The organism is Leucobacter sp. USHLN153, from assembly GCF_037145615.1.
In the GTDB taxonomy this organism is placed as follows: Bacteria; Actinomycetota; Actinomycetes; order Actinomycetales; family Microbacteriaceae; genus Leucobacter.
Genome location: NZ_JBBCXE010000002.1, coordinates 387070 through 403018 on the forward strand (window position 1 = coordinate 387070; position 15949 = coordinate 403018).

At 66.9% G+C, this 15949-nt stretch carries 14 protein-coding genes; 2 read left to right on the forward strand and 12 right to left on the reverse strand.

Annotated features, from left to right (window positions below; genetic code table 11):
* Positions 1 to 133 precede the first annotated feature (133 nt).
* Both WFH00_RS04970 and WFH00_RS04975 read left to right on the forward strand, forming a co-directional pair.
* Positions 134 to 1369 (forward strand): DUF349 domain-containing protein, encoded by a 1236-nt coding sequence (locus tag WFH00_RS04970; protein ID WP_336659533.1) that lies wholly within the window; start codon positions 134 to 136, stop codon positions 1367 to 1369.
* Between the two features lie 100 nt (positions 1370 to 1469).
* Entirely contained in the window at positions 1470 to 2084 is a 615-nt protein-coding gene (locus WFH00_RS04975; protein WP_336659534.1) for a hypothetical protein, read from the forward strand.
* Between the two features lie 24 nt (positions 2085 to 2108).
* Here the strand turns inward: WFH00_RS04975 and WFH00_RS04980 are convergent, their stop codons facing one another.
* The 12 genes from WFH00_RS04980 to WFH00_RS05035 form a co-directional block, all read right to left on the reverse strand.
* Positions 2109 to 4343, reverse strand: a complete 2235-nt coding sequence (locus WFH00_RS04980) for a RelA/SpoT family protein (protein WP_336659746.1) — start codon at positions 4341 to 4343, stop codon at positions 2109 to 2111.
* A gap of 159 nt (positions 4344 to 4502) precedes the next feature.
* Positions 4503 to 5570: a protein translocase subunit SecF gene (gene secF, locus WFH00_RS04985; RefSeq protein WP_336659535.1), complete on the reverse strand. Its 1068-nt coding sequence runs from the start codon at positions 5568 to 5570 to the stop codon at positions 4503 to 4505.
* A gap of 2 nt (positions 5571 to 5572) precedes the next feature.
* On the reverse strand, positions 5573 to 7402 hold the full coding sequence (gene secD / locus WFH00_RS04990; protein WP_336659536.1) for a protein translocase subunit SecD: 1830 nt from the start codon (positions 7400 to 7402) through the stop codon (positions 5573 to 5575).
* A 63-nt stretch (positions 7403 to 7465) separates the two neighbouring features.
* Positions 7466 to 7948: a preprotein translocase subunit YajC gene (gene yajC, locus WFH00_RS04995; RefSeq protein ID WP_336659537.1), complete on the reverse strand. Its 483-nt coding sequence runs from the start codon at positions 7946 to 7948 to the stop codon at positions 7466 to 7468.
* A 98-nt stretch (positions 7949 to 8046) separates the two neighbouring features.
* Positions 8047 to 9045, reverse strand: coding sequence for a Holliday junction branch migration DNA helicase RuvB (gene ruvB / locus WFH00_RS05000; RefSeq protein WP_336659747.1), 999 nt, complete (start codon positions 9043 to 9045; stop codon positions 8047 to 8049).
* A 5-nt stretch (positions 9046 to 9050) separates the two neighbouring features.
* Complete coding sequence (gene ruvA, locus WFH00_RS05005; RefSeq protein WP_336659539.1) at positions 9051 to 9698, reverse strand: Holliday junction branch migration protein RuvA; 648 nt, start codon at positions 9696 to 9698, stop codon at positions 9051 to 9053.
* A 109-nt stretch (positions 9699 to 9807) separates the two neighbouring features.
* Positions 9808 to 11574 (reverse strand): 2-isopropylmalate synthase, encoded by a 1767-nt coding sequence (gene leuA, locus WFH00_RS05010; protein WP_336659748.1) that lies wholly within the window; start codon positions 11572 to 11574, stop codon positions 9808 to 9810.
* Between the two features lie 203 nt (positions 11575 to 11777).
* Positions 11778 to 12713 carry a GTPase Era gene (gene era, locus WFH00_RS05015; protein ID WP_336659749.1) on the reverse strand — a complete coding sequence of 312 codons (936 nt, stop codon included), beginning with the start codon at positions 12711 to 12713 and terminating at the stop codon, positions 11778 to 11780.
* Between the two features lie 74 nt (positions 12714 to 12787).
* Positions 12788 to 14077: a hemolysin family protein gene (locus tag WFH00_RS05020; protein WP_336659540.1), complete on the reverse strand. Its 1290-nt coding sequence runs from the start codon at positions 14075 to 14077 to the stop codon at positions 12788 to 12790.
* Entirely contained in the window at positions 14074 to 14535 is a 462-nt protein-coding gene (gene ybeY / locus WFH00_RS05025) for an rRNA maturation RNase YbeY (RefSeq protein WP_336659541.1), read from the reverse strand. Before ybeY ends, WFH00_RS05020 begins: the two co-directional genes overlap by 4 nt.
* Positions 14532 to 15548: a PhoH family protein gene (locus WFH00_RS05030; protein WP_442918786.1), complete on the reverse strand. Its 1017-nt coding sequence runs from the start codon at positions 15546 to 15548 to the stop codon at positions 14532 to 14534. The genes ybeY and WFH00_RS05030 overlap by 4 nt, the downstream gene beginning before the upstream one ends.
* A complete protein-coding gene (locus tag WFH00_RS05035; RefSeq protein ID WP_336659542.1) occupies positions 15538 to 15888 on the reverse strand; it encodes a histidine triad nucleotide-binding protein in 351 nt (116 codons plus the stop codon). The genes WFH00_RS05030 and WFH00_RS05035 overlap by 11 nt, the downstream gene beginning before the upstream one ends.
* Between the last annotated feature and the right edge of the window lie 61 nt (positions 15889 to 15949).

The window sequence follows — 15949 nt, forward strand, 5'->3', positions numbered from 1 at the left end:
ACGGAGGCGGCCGGGAGCCGCGCTACTGCAGCCGCCGCGCGCCCGAACCCGCGCCCGCACGGTATGGCATAGTGGGGGTGACTATTCCGTCTGGCCGGCGAGCCGGCCCCACACACGACAGGTGAGCAGAATCGTGAGCGAATCGAGCAACGAGACGTCCTGGGGACGAGTCGACGAGGATCGCACGGTCTACGTGCGCGAGGGAGATACCGAGCGCTCGGTCGGCTCCTACCCCGACGGCACTCCCGAGGAGGCGCTCGCCTACTTCACGCGAAAGTTCGCCGACCTCGAGGGCCAGGTCACGCTGCTCGAGGCTCGTGTGGCGCGTGGTACCGCTGACGCATCTGCGGCAGACAGCGTCGCGAAGCTGCGCGAGCAGCTCGTCGAGCCGGCCGCCGTGGGCGATATCGCGAGCCTCCGTGCGCGCGTCGAGAAGCTCGGCGAGAAGACGGCTGCCCTCGGCGAAAAGCAGCAGGCGGAGCGGGAGGCCGCCCGCCAGGAAGCCGTAGCGCAGCGCGAGGCGATTGCCGCCGAAGCAGAGCGTCTCGCCGGGCAGCCGGAGGCGTCGATCCGCTGGAAGGACACGAGCCAGGCGTTCGAGCAGCTCTTCACCGACTGGCAGACCGCGCAGCGCACCGGTCCGCAGATTCCGAAGTCGCAGGCCGACGCGCTATGGAAGCGTTTCCGCACCGCTCGCCAGAGCTTCGACTCCGCTCGCCGCGCGCACTTCGCGCAGATGGACGCGAATAACAAGGACGTGAAGCAGCGCAAGGAGCGCATCATCGCGGCCGCCGAGGCGCTCGCGCCTCGCGGCATCGAGGGCATCCCCGCGTATCGCTCGCTCCTCGACGAGTGGAAGGCTGCCGGTCGAGCGAGCCGCAAGCTCGATGACCAGCTCTGGGCGCGCTTCAAGGCGGCCGGCGACGTGCTGTACCAGGCGAAGGCCGCGGAGGTCGCGCAGACCAACGAGGAGTACGCCGAGAATCTGACGGCGAAGAGCGCGCTGCTCGACGAGGCTGAGCCCATCTTGCAGGTCCGCGACCACGCGGCCGCGCGCAAGCAGCTCACCGCGATCCAGATCCGTTGGGACGAGATCGGCCGCGTGCCCCGCGAATCGCTGCGCGAGATCGAGGGGCGCTTGCGCGCCATTGAGGATCACGTGAAGCAGCTCGAGGAAGAGCACTGGCAGAAGACCAACCCGGAGACGAAGGCGCGGAGCGAGGGCCTGCGCGGTCAGCTCGAAGCATCGATCGCCGACCTCACGGCAGAGCTCGACGCGGCCCGCGCCGCGGGGAACGCGAAGAAGGTCAGCGAGGCCGAGGAGAAGCTCGCAACGCAGCAGTCCTGGCTCGCGGCGATCGGCGACTAGAACTTTCCCCACGACACTGAGCGCCCCGGGCGCGGCAACTTTTCCACAGATGCCGCACCGGGGCGCTCGGCTGTGCGCCCGCTCCGGCAGCATGGGGAGTATGACCCGCTACATTCCACCGCCCTCGCTCGCCCTCGCCGCACCATTTTCTGCCTCGGCTCCCCCGCGCCGCCCCACACTGCGCGTCCCCGCACTCGAGCACTGGCCCGAGGCCATCCGCTCCGCGGAGCGGCTCAGGGGCACACTCGTCCGCTGCGGTCCGGGCCTCCGCCCCGTCGCCTGGCCCGAGACGCCGCGCGTGCGACTCTCCGCGCTGGCGCCGTGGCTCACACCCAAGTCGGGCGGACCGGTCGTCGCGGTGGGCGCGACAGCTGCGTGGGTGTGGGGCGCGATGCGCACGCCCCACACGCTGCTCGAGTGCTCGACCATCGGTCGCGAGCGCCGCCAATTTCCCCCTCACTCACGCGTGAAGCTGCACCACTATTCGCTCGATGAACATGACATCGTCTGGTTCGGCCGAGGCGGGGTGACGACTCCCGCGCGTACGCTCTGCGACGTGCTGCGTTCGAGCGAGGAGCTCTCCCGGGTGGAACGCGTGGCGTGCCGGCTTCTGCTCCTGCGGCTGCCCGCCGGACGCGCGGGCGCGTGTCAACACCTCGCCGAGGGTGCGCGCCGGAGGAGGCAGGTCGCGCGGAGGCGTCTCGCGGAGCTCTGAAACGCTCGGGGCTGAGCCGGGCAGTTAGTTCGTGATGCGGTAAACGTCGTACACGCCGTCGATGCGGCGCACGGCGTTGAGCACGTGATCGAGGTGCGTCGCGTTCGCCATCTCGAAGACGAACTTGCTGATGGCCAGGCGCGAGCTCGACGTGTTAACGGATGCGGAAAGGATGTTCACGTGATGCTCGGACAACGTGCGCGTCACGTCGGAGAGCAGACCAGAGCGGTCGAGCGCCTCCACCTGGATCTGCACCAGGAAGACGCTCTTCGACGTTGGCGCCCACTCGACGCCCACGACGCGATCCTCCTGCGCGCGTAGGTTGATGAAGTTGTGGCAGTCGACGCGGTGCACCGAGACACCCTGCCCCTTCGTCACGAACCCGAGGATTTCGTCCCCCGGCACCGGCGTGCAGCACTTCGCGAGCTTCGCGAGCACGTCGGAGGCTCCCGTGACCACGACCCCGCTGGAGTCGGTCGGGCGGGGCGCCCGCGGCGCCTCGATGATGGGGAGCGTGGCGAGCGCCGGCTCCGTCGACGTCTGCTCGTCGAATACCAGCGCCGTGACCTTCTCCACCACGGACTGCGCCGAGACGTGGCCCTCGCCCACCGCGGCGTACAGCCCGGTGACGTCGACGTATCGGAGCTGCAGCGCAATCTGCTGGAGCGCTGCTGAGTTCATCACGCGGTGCAGCGGGAGACCCTGCTTGCGCAGCGCCTTCGTGATCTCGATCTTCCCGGTTTCCGCCGCCTCGTCGCGACGTTCCTTCGTGAACCACTGGCGGATCTTGTTCTGCGCCCGCTTGCTCTTGACGAACGCGAGCCAATCCTGGTTCGGCCCCGCGTTCGGATCCTTCGAGGTGAAGACCTCGACGACGTCGCCGTTCTGCAGCGGCGTCTCGAGCGGCACGAGTCGGCCGTTCACCCGCGCGCCCATCGTCCGGTGCCCCACCTCGGTGTGCACCGCATATGCGAAGTCGACCGTTGTCCCGCCAGCCGGAAGCCCGATCACGCGGCCCTTCGGTGTGAAGACATACACTTCCTTCGCGCCGATCTCGTAGCGCAATGCGTCGAGGAACTCGCTCGGGTCCTCCGTCTCGGCCTGCCAGTCCGAAATATGCGCGAGCCACGCCATGTCGTTTGACGACTGCGTCTGTCCCTGCCCCTGCTGGCGCTGCTTATATTTCCAGTGCGCTGCGACTCCGAACTCGGCACGCTGGTGCATCTCGATGGTGCGGATCTGAATCTCGACCGCGCGTCCGTCGGGTCCGATCACGGTCGTATGCAGCGACTGATAGAGGTTGAACTTCGGCGTCGCGATGTAGTCCTTGAAGCGCCCGGGAATCGGCGTCCACCGCGCGTGGACCGATCCCAGCACCGCGTAGCAGTCACGAATGGACTGCACGAGTACGCGAATGCCGACCAGATCGTAGATGTCGTCGAAGTCGCGCCCCCGGACGATCATCTTCTGATAGATGGAATACAGCTCCTTCGGGCGCCCTGTCACCTCGCCCCGGATTTTCGCCTCGCGTAGGTCGCCCTCGATCGACCGGATCACGTCGCCCACCAGCTCGTCACGCTGCGGATTGCGCTGCGTCACGAGGTTCTGGATTTCGGCATATAGCTTCGGCTTGAGCACGGCGAACGAGAGGTCTTCGAGCTCAGTCTTCATCGACTGAATGCCGAGCCGGTGCGCGAGCGGGGCGTAGATCTCGATGGTCTCCTGCGCCTTGCGCTTCGCAGAGTCGCCCGACACGAAGCCCCACGTACGAGCGTTGTGCAAGCGGTCGGCGAGTTTGATCACGAGCACGCGAATGTCCTTCGACATCGCGACCACCATCTTGCGTACGGTCTCCGCCTGAGCCGAATCGCCGTACTTGACCTTGTCCAGCTTGGTGACGCCATCGACCAGCATGGCGATCTCCTCGCCGAACTCCTGCGTCAGCTGGTCGAGGGTGTACTCCGTATCTTCGACGGTGTCGTGCAGCAGCGCCGCCGCGATGGCGACCGGGGCGACGCCGAGGTCCGCGAGAATCTGGGCGACCGCGATGGGGTGGGTGATGTACAGTTCACCGCTGCGGCGCTTCTGACCCCGATGCGCCCGCTCCGCGACCGCGTACGCGCGCTCAATGACGGAGAGGTCGGCGCGCGGATAGTTGGCGCGCACGGTTCGGACCAGCTGATCCACCGCGCCGGGAGCACTGCCCCGCGAGAAAATTCGAGGCACGAGGCGGCGCAGCGCAGTCGTTCCACCCGTCATCGCATCCTGTGTCGCCACCGCTCACCTCCTGAACTGATTGAACGCTACACCCCGCGGTGCGCGGGCCGCAAAACGAGTTCGCAGAAGCATTCGGCCGAGATACAGCAAGGCGCCGGGGAGGACGAACGTCTTCCTCTCCGGCGCCTCACGACACTGCATTTAGCGGACCGCTCGTCCGCGTCCGCTTGCCGCATCAGCGGCGGCGTCGCCGGCCTCAGCCGCGTCAGCGACCTCGCCCGCAGCGGCACGCGTGCGCAGCACCTTCGCGTCGTGCTTCTTTACGGACACCTCGCGCTCCCGCAGGTGCGCATAAGCGGGAGAAGCGATGAAGATCGTCGAGTACGCGCCGACGAAGATGCCGATGAAGAGCGCCAGCGAGATGTCGCGAAGCGTGCCCGCACCGAGCACGAACGCGCCGATGAAGAGGATCGAGCCGACGGGAAGCAGCGCCACGATCGAAGTGTTGATCGAACGAACCAGCGTCTGGTTCACGCCCAGATTGACCGACTCGGCGAAGGTGCGACGGTCGTTCAACTCGCCAGGAGCAGTGTTCTCGCGAATCTTGTCGAACACCACCACCGTGTCGTAGAGCGAGTAGCCGAGGATCGTGAGGAAGCCGATCATCGCCGCCGGCGTGATCTCGAACCCTGAAATGCCGTAAATGCCGGCCGTGATCACGAGGTCGTGGAGCAGCGCGATGATCGCCGCGAGCGACATCTTCCACGTGCGGAAGTAGATCGCCATGACGACCGCCGCGAAGATGATGAACACGATCAGCGCGATGATCGCCTGGCGCGTGATGTCCTGACCCCACGCGGGGCCGATGTACGAAGTGGTCACCTCATCAGCGGAGACGCCGTACTCCTCGGCCAAGGCCTCAGCGACCGCACGGTTCTCCTCGTCGGAGAGCGCTTCGGTCTGCACTCGGATGTCCGTCGGGCCCAGCGAGGAGACACGCGGAGCACTCGACGGGAGCACCTCTTGAACGGCATTCTCGGCGACCGCGGGGTCGCGATCCTGCCCCTCGGTCAGGTGGACCTGGAACTGGCTTCCACCGGTGAACTCGATGCCGAAGGTGAATCCGCCGCGGAGCAGTGGGCCGACGATCGACACGATAATCAGGATGATCGAGATGAGGTACCAGGTCTTGCGCCGGCCGACGAAGTCGATCGACTTCTCTCCGGTGTAGAGCGCGTTGCCGAACTCGGCGAATGAGCGACGAGCCATGATCAGCTCTCCTTTCCGGTCGACGCATCCGCCGCAGCGGCCTTGCGCTCAGCAATCGTCTGGCGGCGAGCAGCCTCTGCGCGACTCCGCGCGTTCTTCTTGCTGCCGCCCGCGCCAGTCACGACGGGATCGCTGAACTGGAGTCGGCCGCGGTATACCGCGCCCAAACCGTTCGGGTCGAGGCCCGAGAACTTGTGGCCGGTCCGGTAGAAGCGGGTGCGAGCCAGCAATGTCATCAGCGGGTGGGTGAACAACGCGACGACAATGACGTCCACCAGGGTCGTGAGACCGAGCGTGAATGCGAAGCCCTTCACGTTGCCCACGGCGAGGATGAACAGGATCAACGCCGCCAGGAAGTTGACGCCGTCAGACGCAAGCACCGTGCGGAAGGCACGCTTCCAACCATGCTCAACCGCGCTCTCGATCGAGAACCCGTCGCGCAGCGCATCTCGAATGCGCTCGAAGTAGACGATGAACGAGTCCGCCGTGAAGCCTACGGCGACGATGATGCCCGCGACACCCGCGAGCGAGAGCCGGTAGCCCTGCCGCCAGGAGAAGAAGGTGAGCAGCAGATACGTCAGCACACCAGCGATGGCCAGCGAGGCGATCGTGAGCGAACCGAGGGCGCGGTACTGGAATGCCGAGTAGATCACGACGAGCAGCAGGCCGATGAGTCCGGCGAGCAGACCCGCTGCGAGCTGGCTCGTACCCAGCGTCGCAGAGATGTCTTCCTGGCTCTGCACCGTGAAGTCGATGGGCAGCGCACCGAACTTCAACTGATCGGCGAGAGCTGCCGCAGACTCCTGCGTGAACTGTCCGCTGATCGACGGGCGCCCGTCGAGGATCTGCGCCTGCATCGTCGGCGCCGACAGCACGCGACCGTCGAGCACGAAGGCGAACTGGTTCTGAGGCTCGGCCTGACCGTACAGGCGGGTGCTGATCTTGCCGAACTTCTCGGTACCCTCCTTGTTCATCACGATCTGCACGACCCACTCACCGGTCGTAGCACCGGTGGAGGTCGTCGCGACCTGCGCGGTCGCGTCGGTGATCACGGAGCCGTCGAGCTCGACTGGGCCCAAAATGTACTTGATCGTTCCGGAGTCATCGCAGGTGATCAGCGGCCGGTCGGTCGGCGCCTCGCCCGCAGCGAGGGCGTCTTCCGAGTCGCACGTGAATGCGGTGAACTTCTCCTGAAGCGCGGGGGTGATCCACTCGAGATCACCGGCCCCCTCAGGGAGCTCCTCGGGATCAAGCGCGGAGGTGTCCGCCGAATCGTCCTTGTTCGCCTCATCGGACTTCTCCGCGTCGTCCTGCTTCGCGTTAGCCGTGTCGGCTTCCTCCGCGTCAGTCTTCTCCTCCGCGTCGGCTTTCGTGTCCTCTGCGCTGTTCGCCTCGGCGCCGTCGGCGTCGCCGCCATCGGCTTCCTCAGCACTCGCCGACACGTCGTACGTGAGCACGGGCCGGAAGGCGAGATTCGCCGAAGCCTCGATGCGCTGGAGGGTGGCCTCGTCGGCTTTCCCGGGAATCGATACCGAAATATTGCGGCTGCCCTGGGTCGTGATCTCCGCTTCGGAGACGCCCGCAGCGTCGACGCGCTGACGGATGATCGAAACTGCCTGCTGCAGCTGATCACCGTCCACGGCATCGCCGCCGGTCTGCTCCGCGGCGAGCAGAATCTGCGTGCCGCCCTGGAGGTCGAGCGCGAGCTTCGGCGTCCAGGTCGCATTGCTGCGGAAGACACCGTAGGAGATCAGGCCGGCAAGACCGACGATGATCACCAGGAGGAATACGAGGGAGCGAAGGGCTTTCCGCACGGCGGGTGAAGACGCCAAGACTAACTGCTTTCTCTCAACGCGAGTGGGATCGGTCGCGGCGGCGCGGCCGCGACCGACGGATCAGGCCTTCGGGGCCGTACCGTTCCCCTGCTCGTTGCTATCGGGGGTCTCACCGGGCTTGCCGGTGGTGTCGGTGTCTGCCTCGATACCGTTCCCCCGGACGGTATCTTCAGCGCTGGTCACCGGACGGTCCGTCGCCTCGATGCCACCGAGGCGCTCGCCGAACGCGGGATCGTCGTCGGGCGCGATCTCCGAAGTGGGCTCTTCGACAGGCGCATCAGCAGCATTGACCACCTGCGAGACCGCGTTGCGGTGCACGACGAGCGTGCTCGTGCCGCTGCGCACCGTGACCTTGTTCTCCTCCTCGTCGATCGACTCGATCGTGCCGAAGATGCCGGACTGCAGCATCACCTCGGCACCCGGACGCATGCTGCTCTGCAGCTGCTGCATCGCCGCCTGACGCTTCTTACCGTTGCGGAACATGAAGAAGATGAGCAGCGCGATCAGCGCGAACATCACGATGGTGATCGGGTCCAGAGCCACGATGGTCCTTTCAAAGAGGTACTTGTGCATCTACTGAGGCACAGATTTCTCCAGTGTATCCGGGTCACTCTGAGAATCGAGGTCGGCGTTCCTGAATTTCACCCGGCAGCGGGCGGGACTGCGCCCACATGCTCCCATCCCAAGCGCGTCGCCACCCGCCCCCGCGGAGTGCGTGAGAGCAAACCCGAACGCACGAGGAACGGCTCGACGACTGCCTCGATCGTCTCCGCTTCCTCCCCCACCGAGACCGCGAGCGTCGACAGGCCGACCGGGCCACCGTTGAAGCGCTCCACGACCGCGCGCAGCACCTCTCTGTCGAGTCGGTCGAGCCCGTGCTCGTCCACGTCATACAGCGCGAGCGCCGCGCGCACGGTCTCCGTGCCACCCGGCGCATCGTGCACGAGGCTGTAGTCACGGACGCGTCGGAGCAGTCGATTCGCGATGCGCGGCGTACCCCGGGATCGGCCCGCGATCTCCTCGATGCCCGTCTCCGACAGCTCGAAGCCGAGCAAGCCCGCGGCGCGGCGCACCACTCGGGCCAGCTCGTCGTCCGCGTAGAACTCGAGGTGCGCGGTAAAACCGAAGCGATCGCGCAGGGGGTTCGGCAGGAGTCCCGCGCGCGTCGTCGCGCCCACTAGGGTGAACGGCGCAAGGTCGAGCGGCACCGACGTCGCGCCGGCACCCTTGCCGACCATGATGTCGACCTTGAAGTCCTCCATCGCGAGGTAGAGCATCTCCTCCGCGCTCCGAGCCATGCGGTGGATCTCGTCGATGAAGAGCACCTCACCCGGAGTCAGCGCCGAGAGCACGGCCGCGAGATCGCCCGCGTGCTGAATCGCGGGGCCGGACGTCTGATGCAGTGGCTTGTCGAGCTCAGCCGCGACGATCATCGACAGCGTCGTCTTGCCGAGGCCCGGCGGGCCGGCGAGCAGAATGTGGTCCGGTGTGTGCCGCCGCATGGTCGCAGCGTCGAGCAGCAACCCGAGCTGCCGCCGCACCTTCGCCTGTCCGACGAACTCGGACAGGGTCGCGGGCCTGAGCGCCCCCTCGTAGCCCTGTTCCGACGGCGTCGCCTGAGGCGACAACTCGCCGCTCATCGCGCTCATCGCACTCCTCGCGCGGATCTCGCCCCACCGCGGCTCGCCTGCAGCAGCGCGAGCGCCGCACGGAGCAGTGCCGCATGTTCGTCGGGTGCCCCCGCGTCACGCGCGTCCTGCACCGCGCCAGCGGCCTCCGCGGCATTCCACCCGAGGCCGGTCAGGCCCTCGGCGACCGCCTCCGCCGTCGCATCCGCAGCGTTCAGCATCGGCGCCCCTGCACCGTCCGCGCCCGCCTCCTCGGCGAACGCCAGTTCCGAGAGTTTGCCGGCAAGCGAAACCGTGATGAGCTTCGCAGTCTTCGGGCCGATGCCGGGCACCTTGCGGAACGGCTTCTCGTCCTCCTGCGCAACCGCCGCGGCGATCTGCGCGGGCGCGAGCGCCGACAGCACACCGAGCGCGCTGCGCGGGCCCACGCCCGAGACCGCAATGAGGTGCCCGAACACCTCGAGCTCCTGCACCGTCGCGAAGCCGAAGAGGGTCAGTGAGTCTTCGCGGACGACGAGCGAGGTGTGGAGCTGCACCGACTCCCCCACGGCCGCCTGACCGACGCGCCCGCTCGGAACCTCGACGCGCATGCCGAGCCCGCCGACCTCGATGACAACCCAGCCGGCACCCGCAGCGAGCACGGGCCCGCGAATCGAAGCAATCACGATCTCAGCCTAGAAGCAGCCACCGACAAAGCGGGCCGCGCCACACCGAAGATTCGAACATACGTACGAAACTCGGCGGGCGCGGCCCGTGTCGCAGAGCGGAACGGCGTTATGCGCCGACGCTCACCGGCTCAGCGGTCACACCATTCCGGATGGCGCGGTTCACCGAACTCACGATCGCCTTCAGCGTCGCGCGGCTCGTGTCGGGGTCGATGCCAACGCCCCACAGGCGCTGCCCGTCGACCTCGAGATCAACGTACGCCGCCGCGACCGCGTCGCCGCCCGAGCTCATCGCGTGCTCGACGTAGTCGAAGAGCGTCACGGCGTGGCCGCCGTCGTTGAGCGCGTTGATGAAGGCGTCGACCGGCCCGTTGCCGCGCGCCGTCGTCTGGCGATCCTCGTCGCCCACGCGGTAGTCGACCGTGAGTTCCGTGACCCCGTCACCGGCGCTCGTGGTGGACGTGCGGAAGATCTCGTACCGCCCCCAGCGCTCCGCGCCTTCGCTCTGCGCCGGCAGGTACTCGTCCTGGAAGATCCGCCAGATGTCCTCGCTCGACACCTCGCCGCCCTCGGTGTCGGTGACACCCTGCACGACGGAACTGAACTCGATCTGCAGACGGCGCGGCAGGTCGAGGTGGTGGTCGGTCTTCAGCAGGTACGCGACGCCGCCCTTACCCGACTGCGAGTTCACGCGAATGACGGCCTCGTACGAGCGCCCCAGATCCTTCGGGTCCACGGGCAGGTACGGCACGGCCCACTCGATGTCGTCGACGGTCTTGCCAGCGGCCTCGGCGTCCTGGGCCATCCGCTCGAAGCCCTTCTTGATCGCATCCTGGTGCGAGCCCGAGAAGGCGGTGTACACGAGGTCGCCCGCCCACGGGCTGCGCTCGGGAACCCGGAGCTGATTGCAGTACTCCGCAGTGCGGCGCACCTCGTCCAAGCGAGAAAAATCAATCTGCGGATCGATGCCCTGCGTGAACAGGTTGATGCCGAGCGCGACCAGATCGACATTGCCCGTGCGCTCGCCGTTGCCGAAAAGGCAGCCCTCGATGCGGTCGGCGCCGGCCTGGTAGCCGAGCTCCGCCGCGGCCACCGCCGTGCCCCGGTCGTTGTGCGGGTGCAGCGAGAGGATCACGTTCTCGCGGTGATTCAGGTGCCGGCTCATCCACTCGATCGAGTCGGCGTACACGTTCGGCGTCGCCATCTCGACGGTCGCCGGGAGGTTGATGATGACCTTCCGCTCTTCGGTCGGTTCGAACACCTCGAGCACGTCATTGCAGACCACGACGGCGTAGTCGAGCTCGGTGCCCGTGTACGACTCCGGCGAGTACTCGTAGAAGATCTCGGTGCCCGCGCAGATGTGCTCGCTCGCCTTGCACAGCTTCGCGCCGTCGACCGCGATCTGCTTGATGCCCGCGCGATCCGAGCGGAACACGACGTCTCGCTGCAGGATGCTCGTCGAGTTGTACAGGTGGACGATTGCGCGCTTCGCGCCGATCAGCGACTCGTAGGTGCGGGTGATGAGGTGCTCGCGCGCCTGGGTCAGCACCTGGATCGTGACGTCGTCGGGAATTGCGTTGTCCTCGATCAGATGGCGCACGAAGTCGAAGTCGGTCTGGCTCGCCGAGGGGAAGCCGACCTCGATCTCCTTGTACCCCATACGCACGAGCAGGTCGAACATGACGCGCTTGCGCTCGGGGCTCATCGGGTCGATGAGGGCCTGGTTGCCGTCGCGGAGGTCGACCGCGCACCAGCGCGGGGCCTCGGTGATGCGGCGGGAGGGCCAGGTGCGATCGGGCAGATCCACGTCGATGATCTCGTGGAACGGGCGGTAACGATGGATCGGCATCCCGGAGGGCTGCTGCAGGTTCTGCATGGACTCGTCTTTCTCGTCGGAATCTTGCTCAGCCAAACACGAACACCGCGACGAGGGAGGCCTGAGACTGATTAGTGAGAAGTCGAGGACTCGTCGCGGCAGCTAAGGAGAAGCGAGCCGAACAGCATGAGTTCACTATAGCACCGAGCTGCACGAGCCCAGGCGGAAGGACCGTTGCACGCACCGATCCCGATTCACCACGCCTAGTTAAAGCCGAGCTTTCCGAGGGCCTTCGGGTCCCGCTGCCACTCCTTGAGCACCTTCACCCGGAGCGACAGATAGATCCGGCGCCCGAGCAGCGCCTCGATCTCCTTTCGCGCCCGCTCGCCGACGTCGCGGAGTCGCGAACCGCGGTGGCCGATAATGATGCCCTTCTGGCTGTCGCGCTCGACATACAGGTTCGCGTAGATCTCGAGCAGCCCGTCCTCGCGCTCCTCGCGATCCTCGACAGTCGCAGCGAGCGAGTGCGGCAGCTCGTCGCGGACGCCCTCGAGCGCCGCCTCCCGGATGAGCTCCGCGATCCGGTCGTCCTCGCCCTCGTCCGTGGTCTGCGCTTCCTCGTACAGGGGCGGCGACTCCGGCATGAGCTCCAGAAGCACCGCGGTGAGCACGTCGAGTTGATCGTTCGTCACCGAGGAGATCGGCACGACCGCGTCCCACTCGCGGAGCTCGCCGAGGCGCGTGAGCTGCTCGATGATCTCACTGCTCGACGCCTCATCGACCTTGGTGAGCACCGCGACCTTCTTCGCGCGCGGAAAGTCGTTCAGCCGATCGTTGATGAAGCGGTCGCCGGGGCCGAGCTTCTCGTTCGCCGGCACGCAGAACCCGATGACGTCGACGTCCCCGAGCGTCGCTTCGACCAGCGCGTTGAGACGCTCACCGAGCAGCGTACGCGGGCGGTGGAGGCCCGGCGTGTCGACGATGATCAGCTGGCCGTCGGGCCGGTGCGCGATACCTCGAATCGCGCGACGCGTCGTCTGCGGCTTCGGGCTCGTGATCGCGATCTTCTCGCCGACGAGCGCGTTCGTGAGCGTCGACTTTCCGACGTTCGGACGTCCGACGAACGAGACGAAGCCCGCGCGGAACGCGGGGCTTTCGGGCTGCTCGTCGTGCCTCGTCGACTTTCCTGGCTGCGCCATGCCTGCTGACTTCGCAGGCTCTGCGAGCTCCGCCGGCTCCGCCGACTCCCCCGCCTGCTCCTGATCGCGCTCACTCATACTTCGACCTCTCCCTCGCGTTCCCCGATCCAGCGCGCCTCCACCGTGCGGAGGCGCTGCCTGCGCCGTTCCGTGTCGAGCGCCGTCAATTCAATGCCCGCAACCACCACCGAGTCGCCGCTTTCGGGCAGCCGCCCGAGGGTCTTGGCGACCAGCCCGCCCACGGTTTCGACCTCGTCGTCCTCGAGCTCGATGCCGAAGAGCTCGCCGAGGTCGCCGACCGAGAGTCGCGCGCTGAGCACGAACGACCCGTCCTCGCGGAGCGTCATTTCGGGAACCTCGCGGTCGTGCTCGTCCGAGATGTCGCCGAGCAGCTCCTCGATCAGGTCCTCGAGCGTCACGAGCCCCGAGATGCCGCCGTACTCGTCGACCGCGAGCGCCAAGTGGTTCGACTCCTGCTGCATCTGACGCAGGAGCCGATCGGCGCGCTGCACCTCGGGCACGAAGATCGCGGGCTTCGTGAGGCGCGTGATCGGCGCCTGGTCCGCCTCGTCGGGCCGACGCAGCACGAAGCCGCTCGCGTCGCGCAGGTATGCGATGCCCACCACGTCGTCGACGTCGCCGTCGATCACGGGGATGCGGGAGTGGCGCGAGGCGAGCATCTGCTCGAGCACATCGCGCACGCTCTGGTCGGCATCGACCGTGATCATGTCGATCCGCGGCACCATCACCTCGCGCACAAGGGTCTCACCGAACTCGACGAGCGAGTGAATGTAGTCGCGGTCGTCGACTTCGAGCACCTCCTGCTCGGCGGCCTGATCCACCATCGACAGCAACTGCTGTTCGTCGCGAATGCTGCGGTTGGTGCCGCGGCCCGGGGTGACACGGTCGCCGAAGCGCACGAGCCCGGTGGCGATCGGCCCGAGGATGACGCGCAGCGCGCGCAGCATGGGCGCGGCGAAGCGGATCACTGCATCGGGGTGATGCGAGCCGACGGTGCGAGGGCTCGAACCGACCAGCACGAACGTCACCGCCGTCATGATGAGTGTGGCGAGCACCAGCTCGAGCCACAACTGCTGGAGCGAGTACGCGAGCACGAGCGTGATGAGCACTGCCGAGAGCGTTTCGGCGAAGACGCGGGCGAAGCTCAGCGCGTTCGCATGGCGCGCCTCATCGGCCGCGAGTGCCCTGATCGCCTTGCCCGTGCGCGGAGACTCGTCCGCGAGCGCCAGCAACTCGGCGCGCGAACGCACGCTGAGGGCCGCGTCGGTCGCGGCGAGCAGGCCACCGATCGCGAGCAGCACGGCTGCCGCAGAGAGAAAGAGAACTGCGAGGGCGACGCTCATCGAGCTCGCTCGTGCATCGCGAACGAGAGCAGCAAATCGCGCTGCAGCCCGAACATCTCGGCTTCCTCTTCGGGTGTCGCGTGGTCGAATCCGAGCAGGTGCAGCATGCCGTGCGTCAGGAGCACTGAGATCTCCTGCTGGAGGTCGTGTCCGGCGGCCTCGGCCTGCACCTCGGCGACCTGCGGGCAGATGACGATGTCGCCCAGGAGGCCGGCCGGGGTCTGCGCGTCCACACGACCGGGCCGCAGCTCGTCCATCGGGAAGCTCAGTACGTCGGTGGGACCCGGTTCTTCCATCCACTGCACGTGCAGGCGCTCGATCGACGCCTCGTCTACGAGCATCACCCCCACCTCCGTGTCAGGGTGCACGAAGAGGGACTCCAGCACGAACGCCGCGAGCCGCTGCATGCGGCCGACCTCGACCTCGATGCCCGACTCGTTGTTGATCTCGACGCTCACCGTGCGTCTCCCTTCTGCCGCTGCGCGGAATCTTCGTGCTCACGTCTGGTTGACTCGTCGTATGCGCTGTAGGCGTCGACGATGCGGCTCACGAGGTTGTGGCGCACGATGTCGTCGGATCCGAGCTCGGCGAAGTGAATGTCTTCGACGCCTCGGAGGATCCGGTTCACCACGCGCAGTCCGCTCGCCGCGATCGGAAGATCGACCTGCGTGATATCGCCGGTCACCACCATCTTCGAGCCATAGCCGAGCCTGGTGAGGAACATCTTCATCTGCTCGGGCGTCGTGTTCTGCGCCTCGTCGAGAATCACAAACGACTCGTTGAGCGTGCGTCCGCGCATGTAGGCGAGAGGGGCGACCTCGATCGTGCCACTCGCGAGCAGCTTCGGCACCACGTCGGCATCCATCATCGACCCGATCGCGTCGAAGAGCGGCCGAAGGTAGGGGTCGATCTTGTCCTCGAGCGTGCCCGGCAAGTAGCCGAGCCGCTCTCCCGCCTCGACCGCGGGGCGCGTCAGAATGATCTTCGCGACCTCGCGCCGCTGCAGCGCCTGTACGGCCTTCGCCATCGCCAAGTACGTCTTGCCGGTGCCGGCGGGGCCGACCCCGAACACCACCGTGTTCTGGTCGATCGCGTCGACGTAGGCTCGCTGGCCCCGGGTTTGCGCGCGTACCGAGTGCCCGCGCACCGTGAGAATCGGTTCACTGAGCACCTGGGCCGCTGTCTCGCCTTGCCCCTCATGCACCATGCGGGTGACCTCCTGCACATCGCGTCGCGAGACCGCACCACTGCGGCGCGCGACTTCGACAATCTCATTGATGACCTGCTCCGCCGCCCGCACTGCCTCGGCCGGGCCGCGCAGGGTGAGCACCTGGTCCCGGGAGTGGAAGACGACCTCCGGGTGCTGCGCCTCCAGGTCGGCGATCAGTTGATCCCGATGACCCAGAAACGACGCAAGGTCGACCCCTGCCAGGAGGACGGTGCGCTGCAGCTCGGGAGACTCAGGAACCACCGAGGGATCGCTCCTCCAGGTTGCCGGCGAGCACGTGGGCGTGCACGTGGAACACGGTCTGGCCCGCAGACTCGCCGTTGTTGAAGATGAGGCGGTACTCGCCGTTCGCCCGCTCATCGGCGATCTGCTTCGCGACCGCAACCATCTCAGAGAGCAGCTCGGGATCGCCCGCTGCGAGCTCGGTGACGTTCGCGTACTCGCTGGTCTTCGGGATCACGAGCACGTGCACCGGAGCCTGCGGCGCGATGTCGGGGAACGCGATGACGCGATCGGTCTCCACGAGGATCTCCGCGGGGATCTCGCCGCTCACGATCTTGCCGAACACGGTGTCTGCTGCCATGCCCCCAGTCTAGACGGAGCCACCGACACTCGCCCGGGGAGGGCACTCGAGGCGAGCACCC

Excerpts from the sequence above, each read along its gene's own strand:
- WFH00_RS04975 (WP_336659534.1), top strand. The coding sequence starts at position 1,470 with ATGACCCGCTACATTCCACCGCCCTCGCTCGCCCTCGCCGCACCATTT.
- WFH00_RS04980 (WP_336659746.1), bottom strand. The coding sequence starts at position 4,343 with ATGACGGGTGGAACGACTGCGCTGCGCCGCCTCGTGCCTCGAATTTTC.
- secF (WP_336659535.1), bottom strand. The coding sequence starts at position 5,570 with ATGGCTCGTCGCTCATTCGCCGAGTTCGGCAACGCGCTCTACACCGGA.
- ruvB (WP_336659747.1), bottom strand. The coding sequence starts at position 9,045 with ATGAGCGGCGAGTTGTCGCCTCAGGCGACGCCGTCGGAACAGGGCTAC.
- leuA (WP_336659748.1), bottom strand. The coding sequence starts at position 11,574 with ATGCAGAACCTGCAGCAGCCCTCCGGGATGCCGATCCATCGTTACCGC.
- era (WP_336659749.1), bottom strand. The coding sequence starts at position 12,713 with ATGGCGCAGCCAGGAAAGTCGACGAGGCACGACGAGCAGCCCGAAAGC.
- WFH00_RS05020 (WP_336659540.1), bottom strand. The coding sequence starts at position 14,077 with ATGAGCGTCGCCCTCGCAGTTCTCTTTCTCTCTGCGGCAGCCGTGCTG.
- WFH00_RS05035 (WP_336659542.1), bottom strand. The coding sequence starts at position 15,888 with ATGGCAGCAGACACCGTGTTCGGCAAGATCGTGAGCGGCGAGATCCCC.